This is a genomic window from Luteimonas sp. TWI662 (genome assembly GCF_039673825.1).
Lineage (GTDB): Bacteria > Pseudomonadota > Gammaproteobacteria > Xanthomonadales > Xanthomonadaceae > Luteimonas.
Genome location: NZ_JBDJMI010000005.1, coordinates 149,435 through 173,298, shown reverse-complemented (window position 1 = coordinate 173,298; position 23,864 = coordinate 149,435). Strand labels below are relative to the sequence as shown.

21 protein-coding genes are annotated in these 23,864 nt (G+C 70.5%); 6 read left to right on the top strand and 15 right to left on the bottom strand.

Features of this window, described 5'->3' with window-relative positions; all coding sequences use genetic code 11:
* Positions 1–607 precede the first annotated feature (607 nt).
* Both ABE488_RS06145 and ABE488_RS06140 read right to left on the bottom strand, forming a co-directional pair.
* Positions 608–1,957, bottom strand: a complete 1,350-nt coding sequence (locus ABE488_RS06145; RefSeq protein ID WP_346447511.1) for an aminodeoxychorismate synthase component I — start codon at positions 1,955–1,957, stop codon at positions 608–610.
* 23 nt (positions 1,958–1,980) lie between these two features.
* Complete coding sequence (locus tag ABE488_RS06140) at positions 1,981–3,876, bottom strand: ATP-binding cassette domain-containing protein (protein WP_346447510.1); 1,896 nt, start codon at positions 3,874–3,876, stop codon at positions 1,981–1,983.
* Between the two features lie 185 nt (positions 3,877–4,061).
* Between ABE488_RS06140 and ABE488_RS06135 the strand changes: the two genes are divergently transcribed.
* Positions 4,062–5,051 (top strand): LysM peptidoglycan-binding domain-containing protein, encoded by a 990-nt coding sequence (locus ABE488_RS06135; protein WP_346447509.1) that lies wholly within the window; start codon positions 4,062–4,064, stop codon positions 5,049–5,051.
* Positions 5,052–5,155: 104 nt separating this feature from the next.
* On the opposite strand, the gene ABE488_RS06130 is transcribed toward ABE488_RS06135, so the two are convergent.
* Genes ABE488_RS06130 through ABE488_RS06120 form a run of 3 tightly spaced genes read right to left on the bottom strand, consistent with a single transcriptional unit; the run spans position 5,156 to position 8,141 of the window.
* Entirely contained in the window at positions 5,156–5,920 is a 765-nt protein-coding gene (locus tag ABE488_RS06130; protein ID WP_346447508.1) for a hypothetical protein, read from the bottom strand.
* Complete coding sequence (locus tag ABE488_RS06125) at positions 5,872–7,464, bottom strand: protein adenylyltransferase SelO (RefSeq protein WP_346447507.1); 1,593 nt, start codon at positions 7,462–7,464, stop codon at positions 5,872–5,874. Before ABE488_RS06125 ends, ABE488_RS06130 begins: the two co-directional genes overlap by 49 nt.
* Positions 7,461–8,141 carry a glutathione S-transferase gene (locus ABE488_RS06120; RefSeq protein WP_346444641.1) on the bottom strand — a complete coding sequence of 227 codons (681 nt, stop codon included), beginning with the start codon at positions 8,139–8,141 and terminating at the stop codon, positions 7,461–7,463. The genes ABE488_RS06125 and ABE488_RS06120 overlap by 4 nt, the downstream gene beginning before the upstream one ends.
* Positions 8,142–8,268: 127 nt before the next feature.
* On the opposite strand from ABE488_RS06120, the gene ABE488_RS06115 reads away from it, so the two are divergent.
* The 3 genes from ABE488_RS06115 (at position 8,269) to ABE488_RS06105 (ending at position 11,783) form a co-directional block, all read left to right on the top strand.
* The gene (locus tag ABE488_RS06115) at positions 8,269–8,901 is read left to right on the top strand and encodes a Type 1 glutamine amidotransferase-like domain-containing protein (RefSeq protein ID WP_346447506.1); all 633 of its coding nucleotides are present in this window, start codon (positions 8,269–8,271) and stop codon (positions 8,899–8,901) included.
* Positions 8,902–9,087: 186 nt separating this feature from the next.
* The gene (locus tag ABE488_RS06110) at positions 9,088–10,917 is read left to right on the top strand and encodes a DEAD/DEAH box helicase (RefSeq protein ID WP_346447505.1); all 1,830 of its coding nucleotides are present in this window, start codon (positions 9,088–9,090) and stop codon (positions 10,915–10,917) included.
* 110 nt (positions 10,918–11,027) lie between these two features.
* Positions 11,028–11,783 (top strand): glutamine amidotransferase, encoded by a 756-nt coding sequence (locus ABE488_RS06105; protein ID WP_346447504.1) that lies wholly within the window; start codon positions 11,028–11,030, stop codon positions 11,781–11,783.
* Between the two features lie 479 nt (positions 11,784–12,262).
* Here the strand turns inward: ABE488_RS06105 and ABE488_RS06100 are convergent, their stop codons facing one another.
* The 9 genes from ABE488_RS06100 to ABE488_RS06060 form a co-directional block, all read right to left on the bottom strand.
* Positions 12,263–12,487, bottom strand: coding sequence for a hypothetical protein (locus ABE488_RS06100; RefSeq protein ID WP_346447503.1), 225 nt, complete (start codon positions 12,485–12,487; stop codon positions 12,263–12,265).
* The gene (locus tag ABE488_RS06095; RefSeq protein ID WP_346447502.1) at positions 12,484–13,236 is read right to left on the bottom strand and encodes a sulfurtransferase; all 753 of its coding nucleotides are present in this window, start codon (positions 13,234–13,236) and stop codon (positions 12,484–12,486) included. The genes ABE488_RS06100 and ABE488_RS06095 overlap by 4 nt, the downstream gene beginning before the upstream one ends.
* A gap of 300 nt (positions 13,237–13,536) precedes the next feature.
* Positions 13,537–15,096, bottom strand: coding sequence for a leucyl aminopeptidase (locus ABE488_RS06090; RefSeq protein WP_346447501.1), 1,560 nt, complete (start codon positions 15,094–15,096; stop codon positions 13,537–13,539).
* A 108-nt stretch (positions 15,097–15,204) separates the two neighbouring features.
* Positions 15,205–15,420: a hypothetical protein gene (locus ABE488_RS06085; protein WP_346447500.1), complete on the bottom strand. Its 216-nt coding sequence runs from the start codon at positions 15,418–15,420 to the stop codon at positions 15,205–15,207.
* A 124-nt stretch (positions 15,421–15,544) separates the two neighbouring features.
* The gene (locus tag ABE488_RS06080) at positions 15,545–15,910 is read right to left on the bottom strand and encodes a DUF6164 family protein (RefSeq protein WP_346444653.1); all 366 of its coding nucleotides are present in this window, start codon (positions 15,908–15,910) and stop codon (positions 15,545–15,547) included.
* Positions 15,911–15,963: 53 nt separating this feature from the next.
* Complete coding sequence (locus tag ABE488_RS06075; RefSeq protein ID WP_346444654.1) at positions 15,964–16,587, bottom strand: hypothetical protein; 624 nt, start codon at positions 16,585–16,587, stop codon at positions 15,964–15,966.
* Positions 16,584–17,048 carry a DMT family transporter gene (locus tag ABE488_RS06070; protein ID WP_346447499.1) on the bottom strand — a complete coding sequence of 155 codons (465 nt, stop codon included), beginning with the start codon at positions 17,046–17,048 and terminating at the stop codon, positions 16,584–16,586. The genes ABE488_RS06075 and ABE488_RS06070 overlap by 4 nt, the downstream gene beginning before the upstream one ends.
* Before the next feature lie 59 nt (positions 17,049–17,107).
* Entirely contained in the window at positions 17,108–18,379 is a 1,272-nt protein-coding gene (locus tag ABE488_RS06065) for an MFS transporter (protein ID WP_346447498.1), read from the bottom strand.
* Positions 18,380–18,756: 377 nt separating this feature from the next.
* Positions 18,757–20,979, bottom strand: a complete 2,223-nt coding sequence (locus tag ABE488_RS06060) for a TonB-dependent siderophore receptor (RefSeq protein ID WP_346447497.1) — start codon at positions 20,977–20,979, stop codon at positions 18,757–18,759.
* A 301-nt stretch (positions 20,980–21,280) separates the two neighbouring features.
* On the opposite strand from ABE488_RS06060, the gene ABE488_RS06055 reads away from it, so the two are divergent.
* Positions 21,281–21,784 (top strand): MarR family transcriptional regulator, encoded by a 504-nt coding sequence (locus tag ABE488_RS06055; RefSeq protein WP_346444662.1) that lies wholly within the window; start codon positions 21,281–21,283, stop codon positions 21,782–21,784.
* Entirely contained in the window at positions 21,781–22,557 is a 777-nt protein-coding gene (locus ABE488_RS06050) for a DNA alkylation repair protein (protein WP_346444664.1), read from the top strand. The genes ABE488_RS06055 and ABE488_RS06050 overlap by 4 nt, the downstream gene beginning before the upstream one ends.
* A gap of 48 nt (positions 22,558–22,605) precedes the next feature.
* Here ABE488_RS06050 and ABE488_RS06045 read toward each other — a convergent pair whose 3' ends face one another.
* Positions 22,606–23,814: an MFS transporter gene (locus ABE488_RS06045; RefSeq protein ID WP_346447496.1), complete on the bottom strand. Its 1,209-nt coding sequence runs from the start codon at positions 23,812–23,814 to the stop codon at positions 22,606–22,608.
* Positions 23,815–23,864: the final 50 nt, after the last annotated feature.

The following is a 23,864-nucleotide window of genomic DNA, read 5'->3' as shown; positions in this document are numbered from 1 at the left end:
ACGCGCTCGCCCCCCCCCGGCGCGCGGTGCGCACCGACCTCCCCGCGAGCGGGGGAGGTGATTCCGCGCACCGCCTCAGGCGTGGGGGTGTTCTCGCGCGATGAGGGCTTTTGGCCCCTTCCCCCGTTTTTTACGGGGGAAGGCTGGGATGGGGGCCGCGTTCCGCGACAAGCACTTACCCCCACCCGGCGCCTTCGGCACCGACCTCCTCGCGAGCGGAGGAGGTGATTCCGCGCACCCTCTCAGGCGGTCGAGGTGTTCTCGTGCAATGAAGGCTTTTGTCCCCTTCCCCCGTTTTTACGGGGGAAGGCTGGGATGGGGGTCGCGTTCCGCGACAAGCGCTTGCCCCCACCCGGCGCACGGTGCGCACCGACCTCCCCGCGAGCGGGGAGGTGATTCCGCGCACCGCCTCAGGCGGCGAGGTGTTCTCGCGCGATGAGGGCTTTTGGCCCCTTCCCCCGTTTTTTACGGGGGAAGGCTGGGATGGGGGCCCTTTCCGCGACAAGCGCTTGCCCCCACCGGGCGCCTCCGGCACCGACCTCCCCGCGTGCGGGGGAGTTGATTGCGGGGGCGTGCGTCCTCGCGCAAGACCTGCGCGACGAACGCCTCAGCCATCGCACCCCAGCGCGCGGAGGGTGCCGCGGGCCTTGGCGCGGGTCTCGTCGAGTTCGCGCGCAGGGTCGGAGTCGGCGACGATGCCGGCGCCGGTGCGGAAGCGCGCGGTGTCGCCTTCGATCTCGGCGCTGCGGATCAGGATGTTGAGATCGAGGTCGCCATCACGGTTCAGCCAGCCCATCGCGCCGGTGTAGGCACCACGGCCCTGCCCTTCGAGCTCGGCGATGATCTGCATGCAGCGGACCTTCGGGCAGCCGGTGATCGTGCCGCCGGGGAACACCGCGGCGATCGTCCGCCCCGGCGTCGCGTCGGAGCGCAGTCGGCCGCGCACATTGCTGACGATGTGGTGCACGTGCGCGTAGCTCTCCACGCACATCAGCTCGTCGACTTCGACGCTGCCGGCCACGCACACGCGCCCCAGGTCGTTGCGCTCCAGGTCCACCAGCATCACATGCTCGGCGCGCTCCTTCGGGTGGCCGACCAGTTCCTGCACGCGGGCCAGGTCGTCGTCGCCGTCGAAGCGGGCGCGGGTGCCGGCGATCGGCCGGGTCTCGACGAGGTCGCCGCGTACCGAGACCAGACGCTCGGGCGAGGCGCTGGCGACCGCCCAGCCCGCGCCCTGCAGCAGGCCGGCGAATGGCGCGGGGTTGTGCTCGCGCAGGCGGGCGTAAAGCGCGGCAGGATCGAGCGCGCCGGCGAAGGTCGCACGCCAGCCGCGCGAGAGGTTGGCCTGAAACACGTCGCCGGCAGCGAGGTAGTCGAGCACGTGGCGCACCCCGTCGGTGAAGCGCGCCGGGGTGTCTTCGTCGAGCGCGAGCGGCGCGCGCCAGGCGGGCAACGGCGCAGGCGCGACCGCCGCCGCCTCGATCAGGGCGTCGAGCAACGCGGCGTGGCCGGGCTCGGCGACCGCGACGACCTCGCCCGTGGCGTGGTCGCGCAGCACCGCGGCCGGACAGCGCCAGGCCATCGCGACCGGCAGATGGCCGACAGCGGCGGGCAGGTCCAGCACCGGTTCGACTTGGCCGGCGAGTTCATAGCCCAGGTACAGCGCCCAGCCGCCGCGGAAGGGCCAGCGCGGTTCGTCGCGATCGCTGCGTGCGGCGCGCCACTGGGCATCGAGCAAATCGAGAAATGCGCCCTCGAGGCTGCGACCGTCGGCATCGCGCGTGATGCCATCGGCATCCAGTCGCAGCGATGCGCCGTCGGTCGCCAGCAGCAGGTCCCAGCGCGATTGCGCGGTGCCGTGCGCCACCGACTGCAGCAGCAGTGGATGGCGTGCGGGCGCGGCGCGCTGCAGCGCGAGCAGGTCGGTGTCGGCGGGCAGCGGTCGGGTGATCAGCACGGGGCGGCCGTCGTGAGTGAGCGTCAGGCGTCGAGTTCGGTCCAGCGCAGGTAGGCGGCATCGAGCGCGTCCTGCAGCTGCTGCAGCTGCTGGCCATGCGCGGCGATGCCGGCGGCGTCGCGCTGATAGAACGCCGGCGTGTTCATCTCCTCGGTCATGCGCGCGATGTCCGTCTCCAACTGCTCGATGCGGCCGGGCAATTGTTCGAGCTCGCGCTGGTCCTTGTAGCTGAGCTTGCGCTTGGCCGTGACCGGCGCCTCGGTCACGGCCGGCGTCGAAGCGGCGTGCACTGCGCTGGCCGCGGATTTCGCCGCGAGCGTGGTCGCCGGCAGCGCCTCGCCCGGCTGCGGGCGTTGGCGCAGCCAGTCCTCGTACCCGCCGATGTACTCGCCGACGTGACCCTCGCCTTCCATCACCAGCGTCGAGGTGACCACGTTGTCGAGGAAGTCGCGGTCGTGGCTGACCAGCAGCAGCGTGCCGGGATACTCGCCCAGCAGTTCTTCGAGCAGTTCCAGCGTCTCGACGTCGAGGTCGTTGGTCGGTTCGTCCATCACCAGCAGGTTGGACGGCTGCGCGAACAGCTTGGCCAGCAGCAGACGGTTGCGCTCGCCGCCCGAGAGGCGGGTGATCGGCGCACGCGCGCGTTCGGGCGTGAACAGGAAATCCTGCAGATAGCCGATCACGTGCTTGCGGGTGCCGTTGATCTCGACGAAGTCCTGGCCCTCGGCCACGTTCTCCAACGCGTTCCAGTCCTCGCGCAGCGTCGCGCGGTACTGGTCGAAGTACGCGATCTGAAGCTGCGTGCCCGCGCGCACCTCACCGGTCTGCGGCTGCAGCTCGCCCAGCAGCAATTTGAGCAGCGTGGTCTTGCCGGTGCCGTTGGCGCCGATCAGGCCGATGCGATCGCCGCGGAAGATCGTCGTGGAGAAATCGCGGATCAGGACGCGATCGCCGAAGCCGAAGCTGATGTCTTTGAGCTCGACGACCTTCTTGCCGGAATTGCCGGCCGAGGCCGCCGCCATGCGCACGTTACCGGTGAGATCGCGGCGCTGCGCACGTTCGACGCGCATCGCCTTGAGCCGGCGCACGCGGCCTTCGTCGCGGGTACGGCGGGCCTTGATGCCCTGTCGGATCCACGCCTCTTCCTGCGCCAGCATCTTGTCGAAACGCGCCTGCTCCTGGGCCTCGGCGTTGAGGCGTTCCTCGCGGCGGCGCACGTAGTTGTCCCAGTCGCCGGGCCAGCTGGTCAGCTTGCCGCGATCGATCTCGATGATGCGCGTGGCCAGCGCACGCAGGAATCGGCGGTCATGGGTGACGAACACGATCGCGCCGGGCCACTGCTTGAGGAAGCCTTCGAGCCAGTCGATCGCGGCGATGTCGAGATGATTGGTCGGCTCGTCGAGCAGCAGGATGTCCGGCACCGACACCACCGCACGCGCCAGCAGCACGCGGCGCTTCATGCCACCCGACAGCCGGGTGAATGCGGCATCGCCGTCGAGCTGCAGGCGTTCGAGGACCTCGGTCACACGCTGGTCGATGCGCCAGCCGTCGAGGGCGTCGATGCGCGCCTGGACGTCGGCGAGTGCGTCGTAGTCCTCGGCGTGCAGCAGGCGGTGGTACTCGGCCAGCGCCGCGCCCGCCTCGCCCAGGCCACCCGCCACGACGTCGAAGATGCTGCCGTCAGCGCCCGCGGGCACTTCCTGCTCCAGGCGGGTCACGCGTACGCCCTGCTCGCGGCGGATCTCGCCGTCGTCGGGCTTCAGCTCGCCGTCGATCAGGCGCATCAGGGTGGACTTGCCGGCACCGTTGCGGCCGATCAGCGCCACGCGCTCGCCGCGTTCGATCGAAAATTCCACGCCGTCCAGCAGCAAAGGGCCGCCGACGCTGTAGTCGACGGCATTCAAGGTCATCAAAGGCATCCGCACAGTGTAGCGGTCCGCGCCGCTGACCGGACCGCCATCGCAGTCTCGGACATCGGACGCACCTGAACCCGCGCCCTTAGGGTGATCCCTAGTTGGACCGGCCCCGGAACCGGCGTATCCAGAAAGACACCCCTGATCGCACGTCCGCGTCGCAGCGCGATCGCCCCCCGAAGGAGACGTCGATGAATGCCATTTCCGCCGTCGGTCCGCAGACCGCCCTTCCCGCTTCCGATGCGCCCAGCGGGCGCGCGCTGACCGTCCAGCACGGCGACACCCTGTCCGGCCTGGCCGCGCAGCTCGGGGTGCCGCTCGACACGCTGCTGGCGGCGAACCCTCAGGTGCTGAACCCCGATGTCATCTATCCCGGCGATGCCATCAACGTCCCCGGCGGCACCACGCAGGCCGCCAGCGGCGGCGGTGGCAGCTACACCGTGCAGCCCGGCGACTCGCTGTCGGGCATCGCCTCGGCCAACGGCACGACCGTGCAGGCGCTGCTCGACGCCAACCCGCAGATCCACAACCCCGACCTGATCGTGGTCGGCGACCGGATCCAGCTGCCGGGTCCCAGCGGTGGCGGGACCGGCGGCGACGGTGCCGGCCCGGTCGAGGGCCCGGACCCGACCGCACCGCCCGCGACCGGCGGCGCGGGCGGCGTCACCGCAGCCGAGCTGCAGCAGATCGTGCCGACCCTCAGCGCCGCGAAGGCCGAAGCGGTGGCGCCGCACCTCAATGCCGCGATGGCCGAGGCCAACATCGACACCCCGCAGCGCCAGGCGATGTTCATCGCCCAATTGGCGCACGAGAGCGGCGGCTTCCATTACATGGAAGAGATCGCCAGCGGTGCGGCATACGAAGGCCGCGCGGACCTGGGCAACACCCAGCCGGGCGACGGCGAGCGTTACAAGGGGCGCGGCTACATCCAGGTGACCGGCCGCCACAACTACACCGAGGCCGGGCGCGCCCTCGGCCTGGACCTGGTGAACAACCCCGAGCTCGCCGCGCAGCCGGAGAACGCCGCACGCATCGCCGCCTGGTATTGGGAAAGCCGCGGTATCAACGCCGCCGCCGATGCCGGCAACTTCACCCAGGTCACGCGCCTGATCAATGGCGGCACCAACGGCCTGGCCGACCGCGAGGCCTACTACGCGCGCGCCAGCGCGATCCTGAACTGAGCGGCGCAGCGGAAGGCGTACACGCCGGTCGATCATGCCGTGCCGCATGACCGACCGGCCCCCGGCCCGGGGTCATGGTGCCGCGCGGCGGCCGACGCTGCGCCCTAGGGAATGTCGAAGCCTGCGGGGTCGTTCGGGATCCCGAGCCGCTCGAACAACGCAGGCCCGATCTGCGACACCGCCTCGCCATCGCAGCGGCGCTCGACCGCGTCGCCACCGCCGACCGGCGCGATCGCGACGCCGGCCTTCTCCCAGCCGCGTCCGATGCCGGTAAACAGCGTGTGGACCTGCCCCTGGTAATCGAAGCGCAGGAAGGCGCCGCCACCGCCCGAATACATCAGTGTGCCGCCACGAAACGCCTGCGCCGGCGCGGTGTCGTCGGACGGATAGACCACGGGGGGCGCCGTTCCCTGCGCTGCGCCGCTTCGGTACGTCATGCGCGCGCCGTCGGGCGACCCGCACAACGCATCGACCCCTGCTGCGTTGCGGCAGCCGAATACGACGGTTTCGCCGTCCGGACAGAATGTGACGGCCTCCGGCGCCGGGGCGCCGGTCGTGGCGGGCGGCGGAGCGGGTGTGGCGCGGGCGTCCGATGTCGGCGCAACGCCAGGATCGGCCGTAGCGCCGGGAGACGTCGGTGCACGATCGGCGTCGGTGCACGCGGCGAGCAGCAGCAGCGAGAGCGAGGCAGCGAGCGGTTTCATGGGAACACCAGGCAGCCAGAGACAACGCCAGCCTGCCATGCCCGGTGTCGGCAGGCCGCGACCGCGGTCACGACTGGCGCCACGTCCCCGCGCGATCGCCCGGCGCAACCAGACCGTCAGGAACTGCACGAGAGCATCGAGCAGCCCGGCTTGCTGCGCGCCCAATCCGGCCGGCGCGCGGCGAAGGCGTCACGCCCCGGCTGATCGTCGTAGGGGCGGCGCAGCACGTCCAGCAGCTCGGCAATGCCTGCCGCATCGCCGCCCTCGGCGCGGTCGATCGCCTGCTGGGTCAGGTAGTTGCGCGGCACGTAGCGCGGGTTGGCCGCGTGCATGCGCGACCGTCGGGTCTCGGCGGGTTCGGCGGTGTCGGCCAGGCGCGTGGCGTAGTCGCGCAACCACGCGGCCAGCCCGTCCTCGACCGCCGCGCGGCGCGCCGGGTCGTAGAACGCCTCGCCAACCGGATCGAGCGACGGCGCGGCGAGGTCGAGATCGGCCAGCCCTCGGAAGAACAGTGTCATGTCGGCCTCCCCTTCCTGCAGCAGGCCGTACAGGCGCTGCATCAGCGCGACGTCGCCCTCGCGCGCATCCGGCAGACCGAGCTTGGCGGCGGTGTTGTCGCGATCGGCGGCGCCGTAGGCGGCGGCATAGGCGTCGAGCCCGGCCTGCAGCGGCGCGACCTCACCGAACAGCGGCGCCAGTGCCTGCGCCAGCCGCCCGAGGTTCCAGTGCGCGATCCGCGGCTGCCAACCGAAGCGATAGCGCCGGCCCTGGGCATCGGTGGTATTGGGCGTCCAGTCCGGGTCGTAGTCGTCGACCCAGCCATACGGCCCGTAGTCGATCGTCAGGCCCAGGATCGACATGTTGTCGGTGTTCATGACGCCGTGCACGAAGCCCACGCGCATCCAGCCGGCGATCATTGTCGCAGTGCGGGTACAGACCTCGGCGAACCAGTCGCCGTATCGCGTCTCGCCCTGGCCGGCCAGATGCGGAAAGTCGCGGGCGATCGTGAAGTCGGCCAGGCGCTTGAGCAGCGCAAGGTCGCCGCGCGCGGCCGGCAACTCGAAATGCCCGAAGCGCACGAACGACGGCGCGACCCGGCACACCACCGCGCCCGGCTCGGCGGCCGGATGGCCGTCGTAGAACATGTCGCGCACGACCGCATCGCCGGTGGCGACCAGCGACAGGGCGCGCGTGGTCGGGATGCCCAGGTGATGCATCGCCTCACTGCAGACGAATTCGCGGATCGACGAGCGCAGCACCGCCCGGCCGTCGGCAGTGCGCGAGTACGGCGTGGGCCCGGCGCCCTTGAGCTGCAACTCCCAACGCTGTCCGTCGTCGGCAACGCCCTCGCCCAGGGTGATCGCGCGGCCATCGCCGAGCTGCCCGGCCCAGTGACCGAACTGGTGCCCGCCGTAGTTGCCGGCGAAGGGCATCATCCCCGGTGCGAGCGCGTTGCCGCCGAAGACCTGCGCGAATGCCGGCGAGGCGACGGTCTGGGCATCGAAGCCCAGCGCCTGCGCCATCTCGGCCGAATGCGCGAGCAAGCGCGGCGCAGCGACCGGCGTCGGCAGGACCGGCGACCACAGCGCACCCTCGACCTGGCGCCGCCGGCTGCCGGCCTCGGCATCGCCCGGCAGCTCGCGCACGAAGCAGTTGTCCAAGCGCAGACCATGCGTCAGCGCGACCTGCGGCAGGACCGTCGTGCTCATCGCCCCAGCTCGTAGGGACCGCCGACCTCGAGCGCGCGCCGGTAGGCCGGCCGCGCATGGATCCGCTCGACGAAGTCGCGGATATGCGGACCGACGTACTCGCCCGCGCGCGCCACTGCGGCCTCCAGCGGAAAGCTCATCTGGATGTCGGCCGCGCTGAAGCGCTCGCCGAGCAACCACGGCTGCGCCTGCAGTTCGCGCTCGACATAGCCCAGATGCGTGGCCAGTTGCGGGCCGACAAACGCCTGCATCGTCCGGTCGGCGATGCCGCGCGCGATCGGCCGCACGAAGAACGGCATCGGCGCGCTGCGCAGGCGCGCCATCACCAGGGTCAGCAGCAGCGGCGGCATCGCCGAGCCTTCGGCGTAGTGCAGCCATTGCCGGTAGCGCAGCCGCGCGTCCTCGTCGTCCGGCGCGGGCGAGAGCGTATGCGTGGGGTCGAAGCGCTCGACCAGAGTTTCGACGATCGCCCCCGACTCCACCAGCACGCGGCCGTCGAGCTCGACCACCGGCGATTTTCCCAGCGGATGCACCGCGCGCAGCGCCTCGGGGGCAAGCATGGTGCGGGCGTCGCGCTGATAGCGCACGACCTCGTAGGGTTGCCCCAGCTCCTCGAGCAACCACAGCACGCGCTGGGAGCGGGAGTTGTTCAGGTGGTGGACGCGGATCGTCGCCATCGGTTCCTCTGCGTTCGGCTTGTGGGCGCCATGATGGGCCAGAGCATGACAAGACGCGGAGAATCGGAGCAAAGCGCGCTCCAACGGTCGGCAATCGCTGCACGCAGCGCAGCCACTACAATGGGCCATGCGACTTCTGCTGCTCTCGCTCGGGACCGGGGCGCTTCCCGACTTCATCGCCGACCACGTCGGTCGGCCCGCGTCGACTGTGCGACTGGGCTATCTCGACGACGCCGCGCGTCCCTACGCGGGGCTGCCGTTCGTGGCCGCCGAGCGCGCGCGGATCGTGGCCCAGGGGTACCGGGTGATCGCGCTGACCGCGGGCGACTTCGAGGATCCGGCCGCGTTCGGCGCAACGCTCGAGGGACTCGATGCGCTCTACGTCGCCGGCGGCAATACGTTCGCCCTGCTGGCGGCATTGCGTCGCCGCAATGTCGACGCGGCGTTGGTGGCGCAGGTCCAGGCCGGCCTGCCCTATATCGGGGCCAGTGCCGGAGCGATCGTGACCGGTCCCAGTATCGAACCCGCATCGCTGATGGACGACCCGGCCGAGGCGCCGGCGCTGGCCGAGCGTCGGGGACTTGGGCTGGTCGATACCGTCGTGATCCCGCACGCCGACGGTGCCTTGCCGCCGTATCCGCCCGCCCTGATCGCCGAGATCCGCCGCACCTACGGGGCCACATATCCCCTCACGTTCCTCGACGACGACCAAGCCCTGCGGATCGACGATGCAGCGCCGCGCCTGATCGCCTCGCCCTGAGCAGCCGCGGACCGGGCGATCCGGATCGCGCAGGCATCCGCGCCTGGTCGCACCACGCGTCGTCAGGGCTCCAGGCCGGCTGCTGCCGTCGGCTTCGATACGCATTCCGCGATCCCGGGGCCATCGCGGGTTACACTATGCGGTTCCCCCGACCGGCACCGCGCCGGCGCTACGAGAGACCGCACCATGAGCGCCGAGACGCCCATCGCCCCCGCTTCGACCCCCAAGTTCACCGACCTCGCCTTGCCCGAGACGCTGCTGCGCGCGCTGGCCGGCGTGGGCTACGAGTCGCCGTCGCCGATCCAGGCCGCGACCATCCCCCCGCTGCTCGAAGGCCGCGACGTGCTCGGCCAGGCGCAGACCGGCACCGGCAAGACCGCCGCATTCGCGCTGCCGATCCTGGCGCGCATCGACCCGGCCGCCCGCAAGCCGCAGGCGCTGGTGCTCGCCCCCACCCGCGAACTGGCGATCCAGGTCGCCGAGGCGTTCCAGAAGTACGCCGCGCACATGCCCGGCTTCCATGTGCTGCCGATCTACGGCGGTCAGGGCTACGGCCAGCAGCTGTCGGCGCTCAAGCGCGGCGTGCAGGTGATCGTCGGCACGCCCGGCCGCGTGATCGACCACCTCGAGCGCGGCTCGCTCGATCTGTCGGAGCTGCGCGCGCTGGTGCTCGACGAGGCCGACGAGATGCTGCGCATGGGCTTCATCGATGACGTCGAAGCGGTGCTGAAGAAGACGCCGGACACGCGCCAGGTGGCGCTGTTCTCGGCGACGATGCCGACCCAGATCCGGCGCATCGCGCAGACCTATCTGCGCGAGCCGGTCGAGATCGCGATCAAGGCGACCACCACGACGGCCGCCAACATTCGCCAGCGCTACTGGATGGTCAGCGGCACCAACAAGCTCGATGCGCTGACCCGGATCCTGGAAGCCGAACCGTTCGACGCGATGATCATCTTCGCGCGCACCAAGCTGGCGACCGAGGAACTGGCCGAGAAGCTCTCGGCGCGCGGCCTGGCCGCGGCCGCGATCAACGGCGATCTCGACCAGAAGCAGCGCGAGAAGACCATCCAGCAGCTCAAGGATGGCCGTATCGATGTCCTGGTGGCGACCGACGTCGCCGCGCGCGGGCTGGACGTGGAGCGCATCAGCCACGTGCTCAACTACGACATCCCCTACGACACCGAAAGCTACGTGCACCGGATCGGCCGTACCGGCCGCGCCGGGCGCAGCGGCGAGGCGATCCTGTTCGTGGCCCCGCGCGAGCGCGGCATGCTCGGCGCGATCGAGCGCGCGACCCGGCAGAAGATCGAGCAGATGCAACTGCCGACGGTCGAGATCGTCAACGAACGCCGCGTCGACCGCTTCCTGGAGAAGATCACCGGCGCGCTGGAGAGCCCGCAACTGGCGCAGTTCCGCGACCTGGTCGATCGCTACGAGCGCGAGCACAACGTGCCCGCCGCCGAGATCGCCGCGGCCCTGGCCACCCTGGTCCAGGGCGACACGCCGCTGTTGCTCGATCCGCCGCGCAAGCCCGAGAAGCCGTTCGAGCGCGAATTCGTCGAGCGGCCCGGTGGTCGCGAAGCCTCGCGCGCCGCACGCGAGCCGCGGGAGCCCCGCGAGCCTCGTGCGCCGCGCCCCGACCAGGGCCCGCGCGAGCCCGACGTGGGCATGGAGACCTTCCGCATCGAAGTCGGCTACGTGCACGGCGTGCAGCCGGGCAACATCGTCGGTGCGATCGCCAACGAGGCCGACCTGGAAAGCCGCTACATCGGCCGGATCGACATCCGCGACGACTACAGCCTGGTCGACCTGCCCGAAGGCATGCCGCGCGAGCTGCTCGAGCACCTGAAGAAGGTGCGTGTGGCCGGTCAATCGATCCGCATGCGCCGCGCCGAGGAGGCCGACATGGCCGCCGCCCCGCCGCGCAGCGGCAAGCGTCCGTTCGCCGGCAAGCCGCACGGCAAGCCCGGCTTCCGCCCCGGCGGTCCGCGCAAAGGCCCCCGCCGCGACTGACACTAGAAACCGGGGTCAGAGTCGAATTTCGCCTGACGTGCGCTCGACCCCGGTGTTCCATAGCGAAATTCGACTCTGACCCCGGTTTGGGATGTGCCTAGAATCGGGGGATGCCCCGCATTCTTGTTTTCCAGCATGTCGCCGCCGAGCCGTTGGGCACGCTCGATCCGCTGATCCGCCGACGCGGACACCGGATCCGCTTCGTCAACTTCGAGCGTGAGCCCGATGCGCAGCCGACGGTCGATCGCTACCGCGGTCTGATCGTGCTGGGCGGTCCGATGAACGTCGAGGACCGGCACGCACGGGCGCATCTGCTGACCGAGTTGCGCGCGATCGAGCGCATGCTCGAACTCGGTCGCCCGGTGCTGGGCATCTGCCTGGGCGCGCAGTTGCTGGCGCACGTGCTCGGTGCGCCGGTGAGGCGCATCGAGCGGCCTGAGATCGGCTGGTATCCGCTGCGCAGCACCGAGGCCGGGCTCGGCGACCCCGTGCTCGCCCCGCTCGGTGCCGGTGCCCCGGTGTTCCAGTGGCATGGTCGGCATTTCGAGATTCCCGGCAGCGCCGTGCACCTGGCGCGCACCGACAGTTGCGAGCAGCAGGCCTTCCGCTATGGCGACAACGCCTACGGGTTCCAGTTCCACCTGGAGATGGACGCGCCGCTGATCGAACGCTGGCTCGGCACGCCGGCCTATCGCGACGAGCTCGCCAGCGCCGGCCTGCCGCACGACGCCGATGCGATCCGCGCACTGACCGCGCAGCACATCGCACCGATGCAGGCGCGCGCCGAGGCGGTCTTCAACACCTTCCTCGACCTCGTTGGCCGCCCCGACCGCCGCTTCGTGCTGCCATCGCGGGAGTTCGGCTGAGCCGGCACATCAGCGTGCCGAGGCCGACCTGCCCGGCGCGCGGGTGGACACGGGTCGCCCCCAAAAGCGCCCCCATCCCAACCTTCCCCCGCGTCGCGGGGGAAGGGGCAGAGCCGCAGCCCGCACGTTCCGGGGAGGAGGCAGAGCTACCCCGGGGGGAAGTGGCAGAGCCGCGATCCGTGCGTTCCGGGGAAAGGGCAGAGCTACCCCGCGGGGGAAGGGGCAGAGCCGCAGCCCGCACGTTCCGGGGAAGAGGCAGAGCTATCCCGCGGGGGAAGGGGCAGAGCCGCGATCCGTGCGTTCCGGGGAAGGGGCAGCGCTATCCCGCACGTCGCGGAAGGGGCAGAGCCGCAGCCCGTGCGTTCGGGGAGGGCGCAGAGCTGCAGCGCCGCGGGTGAGGGGACGCAAGCTTGCCCCTCCCCCGCCTGCGGGGGAGGTCGACGCGCAGCGCGCGTCGGGTGGGGGCACAGGCCCGCCGCTTAAAACAACCCGCCGATCTTCGGCAGCGAGGCGTCCGGCAGCCGGACATCCGGACCCAGCACATGCCAGACCTCGGCCAGCGGCGGCCAGCCCAGATACGGCGCCAGCCACCAGTAGGCGGCGACCAGGATCAACACGGTCACCAGCAGACGCAGCACCACGCCGGCCACCTTGAAGGCCAGCCAGATGCCGACGATGACCAGGACGAAGCCGAGCCAGCTCACGCGGCCTCCGCTCCATCGTGCAGCGGGCGCAGCGCGGGATCGAGCGCGACGCGCTCGTCGAAGACGAAGCAGCGGCCGTCGTAGCCGAAGCCGCCCACGCGTTCGAAGTACCCCAGAATGCCGCCGTCGAGTTGCAGCACATTGTCCATGCCGTCGGCACGCATCCACAGCGCCGCCTTCTCGCAACGGATGCCGCCGGTGCAAAAGCTCACGATGGTCGCATCGCGCAGCCCATCGCGGTGCGGCGCCAGCGCCTCCGGCAGTTCGGTGAAGTTGTCGATCGGCAGGCTCAGCGCGCCGGCGAAGCTGCCGTGGGCGACTTCCTCGCGGTTGCGCGTGTCGAGCAACACCAGCCGGCGACCTGCATCGTCGTGACCCTGCGCGATCCAGCGCGCCAGGTCTTCGGGCGCGACATCGGGCGCACGGGCCGGTGCCGCCAGCGGCATCGCCTCGGGCCTGCGGAAACTGATGATCTCGGGTTTGACCTTGACCTTCAGCCGTGCGAACGGCACCCCCTCGCTGCCGCTGCGCTTGACCTGCAGCGTGGAAAATCGCGGGTCAGCGCGTACTGCTTCGACCAGCGTGTCGATGGCCGCAGCGGCGCCGGCCAGGAACAGGTTGATCCCCTCCGGGGCGACGAGCACCGTGCCGCGCAGTTCGCCGGCTTCGGCCAGCGCACGCAGCCAGTCGGCGACGGCAGCCGGATCGTCGATGGCGGCGAAGTGGTAGGCGGCGAGGTTGTCGATCATGGGCGCAATTGTAGCGGGGCCCGCCCTCGGCCTCCGCGCCGACGCCCTCGCCCGCGGGAACCGGTTGGCAGAGCGCAAACGATCGGGCCGCCGAAAACCCAGAGCGCGGCATGAGAGCCGATCTCGGGACCGGGAGGTTCCGCCAGCGGCCCGATGCCCCCACCCCAGCCCTCCCCCGCGATGCGGGGGAGGGAGCGCGCGGTGATTGCGGGACAGCCCGCCCCCGCTTTGCAGGCAGGGAGCCATCCCGGCGCCTTGGTCCAAGCGGTCAGCACAGAACGCCGAACGTGAGGGACGACCTCAGCGCTCGTAGTTCTCCCGCACGAAGCGGTCGAACAGCCGCACACCAAAGGCCGATGCGCCGGCCGGGGTCGTCGGCAGCTCGTTGCCGTCGCGCCAGGCCATGCCGGCGATGTCCAGGTGCGCCCAGGCGCGGCCCGGATCGATCCACTCGCCGATGAAGTGCGCCGCCGTGCCCGAGCCCGGGCGGCCGCCGCCGTTGCGCAGGTCGGCGATCGGCGATTCGAGCAGCTTGCCGTAGCCCGGATGCATCGGCATGCGCCAGACCGGCTCGCCGGCCGCCTGGCCTGCGGCAGTGAGTTGCGCGGCCAGGGCATCGTCGCGGGTGAACAGGCCGGCGTAATCGTTGCCCAGCGCGGTGACGATCGCGCCGGTCAGCGTGGCGATATCGATAATCACGCGCGGGTTGTCCTGGCGCTGGACGTACCACAGCGCATCGACCAGCACCATGCGCCCTTCCGCGTCGGTGCTCATGATTTCGTAGGTCTTGCCGGACGCGGTGCGCACCACGTCGCCGGGGCGCGCGGCGGTGCCCGAGGGCATGTTCTCGGCCAGCGCGGCCACGGCCACGGCGTTGACCTTCGCGTTGCGGCCGGCGAGCGCGAGCACGGCGCCGGTCGCACTGGCCGCGCCGGTCATGTCGTACTTCATGCGCCACATGTTCTCGCTGCCCTTGATCGAGATGCCGCCGGTGTCGAAAGTGATGCCCTTGCCGACGAACGCGACCGGGGCCTCGCCGCGCGCGCCGCCGTTGTAGCGCACGACCATCAGCCGCGGCGGCCGCGCACTGCCCTGCCCCACGGCCAGCAGGCTGCCCATGCCCAGCTTGTCCATCGCCGGCACGTCGAGCACCTCGATGCTGACGTTCGGTTTGCCGGCGAACGCCTCGCGCGTCCGCGCGACGAACACCTCGGGATACAGCACGTTGGCCGGTTCGGTGACCAGGTCGCGTGCGAACGCCACCCCCTCGGCCACCGCCTTCCAATCGCCGTCCCAGGTGCGCGCGGCATCGGCGCCCGCGGGGCTGCGCACGACCAGCGTGCCGGTCCCGGCCGCCTGGGCGTCGCCCCCGCTGCGGTAGGTGTCGAAGCGATACTGGCCCAGCGCGGCGCCGAACGCGAGGTGCGCGGCGGCGCCCGATTCGGCGCCTTCCCACAGTACGTCGATCTGCGGCGCACGGCTGCGTGCGGCGAACCGACCGACCTGGCCGCCGACGTCCTCGATCCGGCGCGTATCGGGCGTGCCGGCGCCGGTGCCGATCAGCAGCACGCGGTCGTAGCCGGCGATGCCCGGCAGGTCGAGCTGGCTGTCGGCCTTGCCGCTGAAGCCGGCCGCGGCGATGGCCCGGGACAGCGCACCGTGACTGGCGGCGTCGATCTGTGCGAACGCGCCGCTGCGTGCGCCGCCGTCGGTGACGTCCGGAACCGCCAGCACCAGGGTGCCGCCGGCCGGCGTCTGTGCGCTGTCGAAGCGGATGTCGCGCTGCGCAGCGGCAGGCAGGGCAAAGGTGGCGATCAGGCTCGCGAGCAGCAGCGGCTGCAGCGGTCGGGGTCGGCGCATGGAATCTCCGATGGGCGAAGGGCGGGCCCGCGCTTGCGGGCAACTATCGACCTTAACAATGCCGGCGCGTCTGACGCCGTGCCGATGGTCATGCCTGCCCGACCGCGCTCACGCTTTCGGCGAGCCGTCCTTCGCGAGATGGCGACTGGCCCACATGTTGTCGACGAGGTTGGGATAACGCCGGCCGTTCTCGTCGGCACGCTGCTGCGCTGCGTTCTTCTGCGCCGTGCTCAACCGGGTCCGTGCGGACTGCGGCTTCGGATTCGGCCGCGTCCAGGGTTTGGTCTTGGGCTTGGGCTGCGCGCGGGTCGGCGTACCGGACATGGCGATGCGCTCATCGAGTGCGAAGGGTCGCCCGTCCCCGTCCGCCGGCAGCGATGCCGGCCAGGACGACGACGGGACGGTCGCGAGCTTGCAGTGCCCGACGTCGCCCCGGCGTGACGTGGGCTCAGCGCGAGAGCATGTACCCGGGCACCGCCATCAGCCCGATCAGCGCCACGATCGCGGCGACGATCAGTGCCACGCGCAGCGGGTTGGCCCGCATGATGTCGGCGAAGGTCTCGGCGGTCCCATCGCGCTCGGCCTGCGCCTGGTCGGCACGCGCGCGTGCCTGGCGCTTGGCCTGGTAGTCGGCCATCAGCGCCTTGGCGCGCGGCAGGTCGTCGTTGTCACGCAGCCAGATACCGCCCTGCGAGATCCCGAACGGGCTGGGCCGGGTCTGGTACCAGTCGATGCGGGCCTCGTCGAGGAAGGCGCGCACGTCGGCGGCCTCGTCCTCGGGCACGTAGCGCAGGTTGAGCAGCAGTTTGGCCATGGCGATCGGAGAAAACGGGGACGGCGGCAGCGTGCGCCGATGATAGCCCGGCCTCAGCGTTTGGTCGTCACCGCGCGACGCAGGTTGTGGCGCGCCTGGGTATCCAGGCGCGCATGGAAGCCGTCGTCGAGATACAGCCGGTCGCGCGCCAACAACGCCTTGAGAAAGCGTCGACGGTTGAGCGCATACAGCCAGCGCGGCACATGGCGGTACTCGGACGCGATGCCACGATCGTAGGCATCGAACGCGGCGGGATCGGCGCCGAGAATGGCCATGTCGCAGTCGAGGAAGCGCCGGGTGTCGTCGCCCTGCGCGTCATGCGAGAAGTCGTCCGGCGCGAGGCTGCCGTGGCGCGCGGTGAGCTCGATCAGCTCGACCACGCGCGCGACATCGACGCCCGCCTCGGGCAGCCAGCGCGCGATCGCGTCGGCCGCCAATTGCGCCGAGCGTGCCTCGTTGTCACTGCGGCCGGCCTCGTAGATCGCGTCGTGGTAGAGCACCGCCAGCCACACCTCGACCGGCTGCGCCCAGCCCTCGGCCGCGGCGACGGCATCGTAGTGGCGCAGCAGCTCGGCCACATGCTCGAGGTTGTGATAGGCGCGCGGTGGCGTGGCGTAGGCCGCCTCCAGCGCAGCGCGCATCGGTGCCGGCAACGCGATCGGTCCCGGCCGGGTCATGTCGCCACCCGCCACGGCCGCACCACCAGCAGCGCACCGATGCCCACCAGCACCGCGCCCACGACCCGCATCGCATCGATCGGGCGCGGCTGCGAGAGCACGCCGAAATGATCGACCAGCAGCGAGCCGACCAGTTGCCCGGCCACGATCAGGCAGATCATGCCGGCCGCGCCGAGCCGTGGCACCAGCAAGGTGCCACTGAACACGAACACCGCACCGATCAGCCCGCCCAACCACAGCCACGGCGGCAGCGCGGCCAGCTCGCGCAGCGTCGGCCAGGGCGTGCGGCTGGCCGCCAGGGCCAGCCCGAGCGCGCAGGTGCCGACGGCGAACGAGACGAAGGACGCGAACAGCGCCCCGTGGGTCAGCGCGCCCAGGCGCGCATTGAGCAAGGCCTGCAGCGGCAGCGCCATCCCCACGATCGCGGCGAGCGCGATGCTGGACAGCAGCCAGATGTTCATGCGGAGCTCCGGCAGGGCGGCGGATCAGTCTACGTGCCGCGGCCCGAGCCTGCGCGCGCTCATGCCGCCGGGCGGTCGCGCGGCAAGGCCAGCAGCGCACCCAGGCTCAACAGCGCCGCCACCGCGAGGTAGGCACCGACTGCGTGCAGGCCGAAGCGACCGCCCAGCCAGGTCGCCAGATACGGCGCAAGCGAGGCGCCGAAGATGCCGGCCAGGTTGAACGCCAGCGAGGCGCCGGTGTAGCGGACCGTGGCGGGAAACAGCTCGGCCAGCAGCGTGCCGACCGGGCCATAGGTCAGGCCCATCAGCCCCAAGCCGATCATCAGGAACGCGAGCGTGGCACCGGAGCTGCCGGCGACGAACAACGGCGCAAAGCCCAGGCCGAACAGGGCGATGGCGATGCTGGCCAGGATCATCGTGCGGCGACGGCCGACGCGGTCGGCATACAGCGCCGACACTGGAATCGTCGCAGCGAAACACAGGACGCCGACCAGTTGCAGCAGCAGGAACTGCTCGCGGGTGTAACCGAGCCGCGCGGTCCCCCAGCTCAGCGCGAAGACCGTCATCAGGTAGAACAGCACGAACGTGGCCAGCGCGAGCAGCGTGCCCAGCAGCACGCCGCGCCCATGGCGCAGCAGCACCTCGCGCATCGGCAGGCGCACTCGCGCATGACCGTCGAGCACACGCTGGAAGTCGGGCGTCTCGGTGATGCGCAGGCGCACCCACAGGCCGACGAGCACCAGCAGGGCGCTGGCCAGGAACGGAATGCGCCAGCCCCAGGCCAGGAACGCCGACTCGTCCATCAGCCGGCCGAGCAGCAGGAAGGTGGACGTCGACAGGAAGAAGCCCAGCGGCGCGCCGAGTTGCGGGAACATGCCGTACCAGGCGCGCTTGCCGGGCGGTGCATTCTCGGTCGCCAGCAGCACCGCCCCGCCCCACTCGCCGCCCAGGCCCAACCCCTGACCGAAACGGCACAGCGCGAGCGCGATCGGCGCGGCGATGCCGATCTGGGCGTGGGTGGGGAGCAGGCCGATGACGACGGTGGAAATGCCCATCGTCAACAGCGCGGCCACGAGCGTGGCCTTGCGGCCGATGCGGTCGCCGTAGTGGCCGAAGACCGCCGATCCTATCGGGCGGGCGATGAACGCCAGCGCGAAGGTGGCGAGCGACTGCAGCGTCGCCGCGGCGGGATCGGCGTCGGGGAAGAACAGCGCCGGGAACACCAGCACGGCCGCGGTGGCATAGATGTAGAAGTCGAAGAACTCGATGGTCGTGCCGATCAGGCTTGCAAACAGCACACGGCCTTTCGAGTTGGGCGGCGTCGGGGACATGGTGAAGGCGGCGCGGGGAGAGCCGGCATTCTGTGCAGGACTGGCCATGGCTTGCAAAGATGCCGGCTGTGCGCGTCACCTCTCCCTGCCTGCGGCGGCATTGGACACGCGCCGGCGTGTCGGTTGGGGCACAGGCTCGTCGCGGAAAAAGGCCCCCATCCCAACCTTCCACCCGTAAAGGGCGCAATGCTCCGTAAGCCGGGGGAAGCAGCTCAAAGCCGTCATCGCGCGGGATCACCTCCCCCGTACGCGGGGGAGGTCCACCAACTGGCGGCACTCTGCGCAGTGCGGGTCCTCACCTCCCCCGCACGCGGGGGAGGTCGACACGCGCAGCGTGTCGGGTGGGGGCACGGGCCCGCCCGACACGCCGCGCGGGATCAGAACGTCGTGCGCAGCGACAGGGTCACGTTGCGCGGTTCGCCGTAGAAATTGCCGCGGCCGGTGGCGGAGATCCGAGTGTAGTAGACCTTGTCGAACAGGTTGCCGACATTCAGGCGCACAGTGAGGTTGTCGCGCACCCGGTAGCCGACCAGTGCATCGACGACGGCGTAGCCGCCCTGCCGCACCACGGTCGGCACCGCCGCGTAGGCGTTGCCGCCTTCCACCGGCGAGTACCAATTCACGCCTGCGCCCAGTTGCAGGCCTGCGAGTGCACCGGCGGTCACGTCGTAATGGGTGAACAGCTTCAGGCCATGCTTGGGCGAGATCCGCGTGAACGGCCGGTTCTCGTTGGTACTGTCCTTGGCATAGGCGTTGGTGTTGTAGGCGTAGCCGCCGAAGATCGACCAGTTCTCGGTGATCCGGCCGTTGGCTTCCAGCTCGACACCCTTGGACTCGACCTCGCCCTCGGCGACGTAGAAGCCCTCGTTGTCCGGGTCAGGTTGCGCGCGACCGACCTGATCGATGCGATAGGCGGCGGCGCTGAGCAGCAGGCGGCCGTCCATCAGCGCCCCCTTGACGCCACCTTCCCACTGCTCGCCGCGCGAGGGATCGATCAGCCGGCCATCGGCGGTACGGCGCTCTTGCGGCTGCAGGCTTTCGACGTAGCTGCCGTAGACCGTCCATTCCCCGCTCAGATCGTAGGTCAGGCCCGCGAAGGGCGTGACTTCCGACGGCATGCGATTCTCCGTCCAGGGGCCCAGACGCACCGGCTGCGGATTGGTCAGGCTGGGACGGTCGCGAGTGAAGCCGTTGCGCGCCTGGATCTGCCACTGGCTCAGGCGCGCGCCGGCCAACAGGTTCAGGCGCTCGCTCAGGCTCAGATTGGCATGACCGTACACGCCCCACTGGCGGGTCTTGCTCAGGCCGCCGCTGTTGGGCTGATAGCCGGGGCGCGGGATCGCGGTGTCCGGATTGAACACGTCGATGCGTGCGAACGCGCTGTCGCGCCATTCGACGTAGCTGTAGTCGCTCTTTTGCAGATCCGCGCCGATCAGCACGTCATGCTCGCGGCCGAACAGGTCGAACGCGCCGCCGACATTGACGTCCACGCTGGTCCAGCGTTCGGTCGTGTCGCCGTAGTAGGCGATCTGGTTGACCCAGCCGTTGTCCGGGCGGACCGCGCCGTTGCCGATGTAGGCGTAGTAGTTCTCCGAGTCGTCGCGGGCGCGCTGGAACGTGGCCTTGGCATGCCAGTCCTCGCCCAGACGCCAGTCGAGTTCGGCGAAGCCGACGATGCTCTGGCTGTCGAGCGCGTTCCAGTCGGCCCCCAGATAGGTCGAACGCCGCACGGGCAGCAGGCCGCCGCCCACATAGCCCGGCAGACCGGTCTGGATTGGCGCCAGATAGTCCTGATAGTGCGCGCCGACGGTCAGCGTCGCGGCGTCGCCCAGATCCAGCGAGGTCACGCCGTAGGCGACATAGCGTTCGCGGCGGCCGACGTCGTAGAACATGTCCGATTCGTGCGCGGAGGCGGCAAAACGGCCGCGCAGTTGTCCGCCTTCGACCAGCGGTCCGCCGACGTCGATCTCGGCGCGGGTATTGTCCCAGCTGCCTGCCAGCAGCGCGCCGCTGGCGTGGAACGTGCGTTGCGGGCGCTTGCGCACCAGGTTGATCGCGCCGCCAGGCTGCGCGGCACCGGAAAACAGGCTCGACGCCCCGCGCAGGACTTCGACGCTCTCGTACACGGTCAGGTCGGGCCGCGGTCCGGGGTAGCCGGTCGACGGCACGCCGTCGATGAGGTAGGTGCTGATGTTGAAGCCGCGCGAGATGTAGGTCTGTCCTTCGGAGCTGACGCCGGTCACCGTGATGCCGGGCGTCTGCATCAACGCGTCCTCGAGCGTGTAGAGGTTGCGCAGTTCGATCTGCTCACGCGAGATCACCGAGATCGTCTGTGGAATGTCCTTCAGATCCACCGCCTGCTTGATGCCGGCCGCGTAGCGCGTGCCGTGCACATTGACCTGGTCGAGCGAGGTCGCATCCGCGTAGCGGCCGCTGTCGTTGTCCTCGGCTTGCACCAGGATCGGCGCGGCTGCCACGAGCAGACCGAGCGCCAGCGCCAATGGACGACGGGCGAGCGGCGCCGCCGTCGCGGGGACGGCACAGCCGAACACAGGAGACGAGGCAGTGGAGCGGACAAGTCGAGCGGTACAACGGGACATGGGGGTTCCTTGGACGACGGGCAAAAGACGGCATGCGTCGCGCGCCGGAAGCGGCGCGACGGGTGGCAGGGAGGGCTGGCCGGTGCGAGCGGTTGCGCACGGGTGGCGACTGCGGTGATCGGCGCCCAGAGGGCACGCCGAATTCGAGAATGATTATCGTTCATTAACGCAATGTCAACGCGTGCGTCGTGCCTGGACGCGCGACGCGCCCTACGTCACCGCCCCCGCGCGACCCTGGCGCGATTGGACAGATCGACACATCGAGGATACGATTAGGCGCCACATCATATGGCGGCAACACATGGAGTTGGAACAGAAGTACCGCGCGTTGTTGCAGCAAGCCGAACAACGGCAACTCCCGGACGTCGACGGCATGGCCCTGTGCTTCCGGACGCTGTCGCTGGCCGCGGCCATCGATCGCGATTGCGCCGCGCTGCTGGCGCCCTACGGATTGTCGGAAGGGCGCTTTGTGATGCTCTTCCTGCTCGAAGCCGGCGAAGGACTGGCCCCGCACGCGCTTGCCGAACGTGCGGGGGTCACCCGCGCCACGGTGACCGGGCTGCTCGACGGCCTGGCGCGCGAGGGCCTCATCGAGCGCAGGGCCGATCCCCATGATCGCCGCGCGCTGCGCATCCATCTCACCCGTCAGGGCAAGCAGCGGGCGCGCCGTGTGTTCGATGCGCATACGCGGTGGATCGCCAGTCTGTTCGGCGGATTGAACCCAGCCGAGCGCACCCAACTGGCGACACTGCTGGACAAGGTCGCGATGCGGTTGCCCCCTGCCCTGCAGGCGGCAGCACAATGAGCGCATCGGCCCGGCGCACGGGCGCCATCCGCGCATCCGACATCCCTGTCGAGGTGCTCGAGGCGCTGTCGCTCGGCGCGCTGCCCAGTGCGACGCTGGCCGAAGGTCTCGCGGTCGATCAGGCCCGGCTGTTGCGGACGGTCTTTCCGCGCTTGCCGCCGCACGCCCTGACCAACGCGGACGCCGCCTGCCGGCTCGGCATCCTCAAGCGCATGCGCGCGATCGCCCAGGTGCTGCTGCAGGCCCTGGGGCCGGCCGGCATCGCGGACTGCCAAGCGCATGCCTCGGACACCGTGCGCGGCTGGGCTTGTTTCATGATCGGCCAGCAGCCGGACATCGACCTGCCCCGCCGGCTGGAGGCGATCCGACCGTTGGCCGACGACCTGCACTTCGGCGTCCGCGAGTGGGCCTGGATGGCGGTTCGCCCGCAGCTGGCGCAGGACCTGAACGCGGCCATTGCGCAGCTGACCCCGTGGACCGCCTCGCCCTCCGAACGCCTGCGCCGTTTCGCCAGCGAAGCCTTGCGCCCGCGCGGTGTCTGGTGCGCGCATATCCCGGCCCTCAAGCAGCAGCCGCAGATCGCGCTGCCTCTGCTCGAACCGCTCCGCGCCGACCCCGCCACCTACGTCCAGGACTCGGTGGCGAACTGGCTCAACGATGCAGCGAAGGATCGCCCCGACTGGGTCCGCGGGCTCTGCACGCGCTGGCGTCAGGGGCAGCCGACCGAAGCCACGCGCCGTATCTGCACCCGCGCCCTGCGCAGTCTGGACTGACAGCACGCGCCCAGCTCCGCACGCCGACGCGCCGGACACTCCCGCGTGTCATGCCAGCTCGCCGGCCTGCACATCGCGTCCGCGCAGGCGGACGCTGCCCCACAGTGCGAACAGCAGCACTGCGGCGCCGGCCACCAATCCGACGGCGAAACCGGCACGCGTGCCACTGTGATCGACGACCTGTCCGGAGGCCGCCGCCCCCAGCGCCACGCCGACATTCAAGCCGGCCAGCAGCCAGGTCATGCCTTCGGTCAATCGATGCGCGGGCACCACGCGCTCGATCAGCGACATGGCCACGATCATCGTGGGCGCGAAGAAAAGCCCGGCGATGAAGACCATCCCGGCGAGTGCGCCGATGCTGTCGACCAGCCACAACGGCATCGTCGTCGCGGCCGTCGCCAGCCCGCCCGTCAGCAACTGCCGATGCAGCGGCATCGCCAGGCGCACGGCGCCGAACAGCAATCCGGCCAGACACGAACCGAAGGCGTAGGCCGACAGCACCAGGCTGGCGGCCGCGGGCTGGCCCATCTGCCCGGCGAACGCCACGCTCACGATGTCCACCGTGCCGACGATGACGCCCATCGCCAGCAGCAGCAGCGCCAGCAAGCGCACCTCGGCCAAGCGGATCACCGAGCCCGAGCGATCAGCGCCGCCGCCCTGTCCCGCGGCCGGCGGCTCGGTGCCGCGCTGCACGACCAGCGCCGCGGTGCCCAGGGCCAGCAGCAGGGCCGCCACCAGTAGGCCGGCCTGGGGCCAGATGACCACCGACACCCCCACCGACAGCGGTGGCCCTGCGATGAAGGCGACCTCATCGAGCACTGTTTCCAGCGAGTACGCGGTCTGCAGCCGCGGCTGTCCGCGATAGATCGCCGTCCAGCGCGCCCGCACCATCGCCGACATGCTCGGCATACAGCCGGCCAGCAGCGCGCCGGCGAACAGCGTCCAGTCGGCGGCCGGCCAGTGCGACCCTGCGATCAACAGGCCCAAGCCGGCGACGCTGATCGCGCTCGCGACCGGCAACACGCGGCGCTGTCCGTATTGGTCCACCCACCTCGAGATCTGCGGCGACAGCAGCGCATAGGTCAGCACGAACGCCGCCGACACCGCGCCTGCGAGCGCATAGCTGCCGCGCAGTTGCGCCAGCATCGTGATGATGCCGATGCCGGCCATCGGCAACGGGATCCGGGCCAGCACACCGGCGAGCACCAGCCCGCGGGTGCCGGGCAAGGCGAACAGTTCCACATAGGGATTGCGCAACACCGGCCTCCTGGATGCGCTTGCCGCGCGGGCGCGTCAAGCCGACAATG

What these genes read in the sequence shown, in the direction of transcription:
- ABE488_RS06115 (WP_346447506.1), top strand. Translation starts at nt 8,269, where the DNA reads ATGCGACTTCTGCTGCTCTCGCTCGGGACCGGGGCGCTTCCCGACTTC.
- ABE488_RS06080 (WP_346444653.1), bottom strand. Translation starts at nt 15,910, where the DNA reads ATGGCCAAACTGCTGCTCAACCTGCGCTACGTGCCCGAGGACGAGGCC.
- ABE488_RS06090 (WP_346447501.1), bottom strand. Translation starts at nt 15,096, where the DNA reads ATGCGCCGACCCCGACCGCTGCAGCCGCTGCTGCTCGCGAGCCTGATC.
- ABE488_RS06055 (WP_346444662.1), top strand. Translation starts at nt 21,281, where the DNA reads ATGGAGTTGGAACAGAAGTACCGCGCGTTGTTGCAGCAAGCCGAACAA.
- ABE488_RS06110 (WP_346447505.1), top strand. Translation starts at nt 9,088, where the DNA reads ATGAGCGCCGAGACGCCCATCGCCCCCGCTTCGACCCCCAAGTTCACC.
- ABE488_RS06120 (WP_346444641.1), bottom strand. Translation starts at nt 8,141, where the DNA reads ATGGCGACGATCCGCGTCCACCACCTGAACAACTCCCGCTCCCAGCGC.
- ABE488_RS06070 (WP_346447499.1), bottom strand. Translation starts at nt 17,048, where the DNA reads ATGAACATCTGGCTGCTGTCCAGCATCGCGCTCGCCGCGATCGTGGGG.
- ABE488_RS06135 (WP_346447509.1), top strand. Translation starts at nt 4,062, where the DNA reads ATGAATGCCATTTCCGCCGTCGGTCCGCAGACCGCCCTTCCCGCTTCC.
- ABE488_RS06140 (WP_346447510.1), bottom strand. Translation starts at nt 3,876, where the DNA reads ATGCCTTTGATGACCTTGAATGCCGTCGACTACAGCGTCGGCGGCCCT.
- ABE488_RS06085 (WP_346447500.1), bottom strand. Translation starts at nt 15,420, where the DNA reads ATGTCCGGTACGCCGACCCGCGCGCAGCCCAAGCCCAAGACCAAACCC.
- ABE488_RS06075 (WP_346444654.1), bottom strand. Translation starts at nt 16,587, where the DNA reads ATGACCCGGCCGGGACCGATCGCGTTGCCGGCACCGATGCGCGCTGCG.
- ABE488_RS06060 (WP_346447497.1), bottom strand. Translation starts at nt 20,979, where the DNA reads ATGTCCCGTTGTACCGCTCGACTTGTCCGCTCCACTGCCTCGTCTCCT.
- ABE488_RS06050 (WP_346444664.1), top strand. Translation starts at nt 21,781, where the DNA reads ATGAGCGCATCGGCCCGGCGCACGGGCGCCATCCGCGCATCCGACATC.
- ABE488_RS06095 (WP_346447502.1), bottom strand. Translation starts at nt 13,236, where the DNA reads ATGATCGACAACCTCGCCGCCTACCACTTCGCCGCCATCGACGATCCG.
- ABE488_RS06065 (WP_346447498.1), bottom strand. Translation starts at nt 18,379, where the DNA reads ATGTCCCCGACGCCGCCCAACTCGAAAGGCCGTGTGCTGTTTGCAAGC.
- ABE488_RS06125 (WP_346447507.1), bottom strand. Translation starts at nt 7,464, where the DNA reads ATGAGCACGACGGTCCTGCCGCAGGTCGCGCTGACGCATGGTCTGCGC.
- ABE488_RS06105 (WP_346447504.1), top strand. Translation starts at nt 11,028, where the DNA reads ATGCCCCGCATTCTTGTTTTCCAGCATGTCGCCGCCGAGCCGTTGGGC.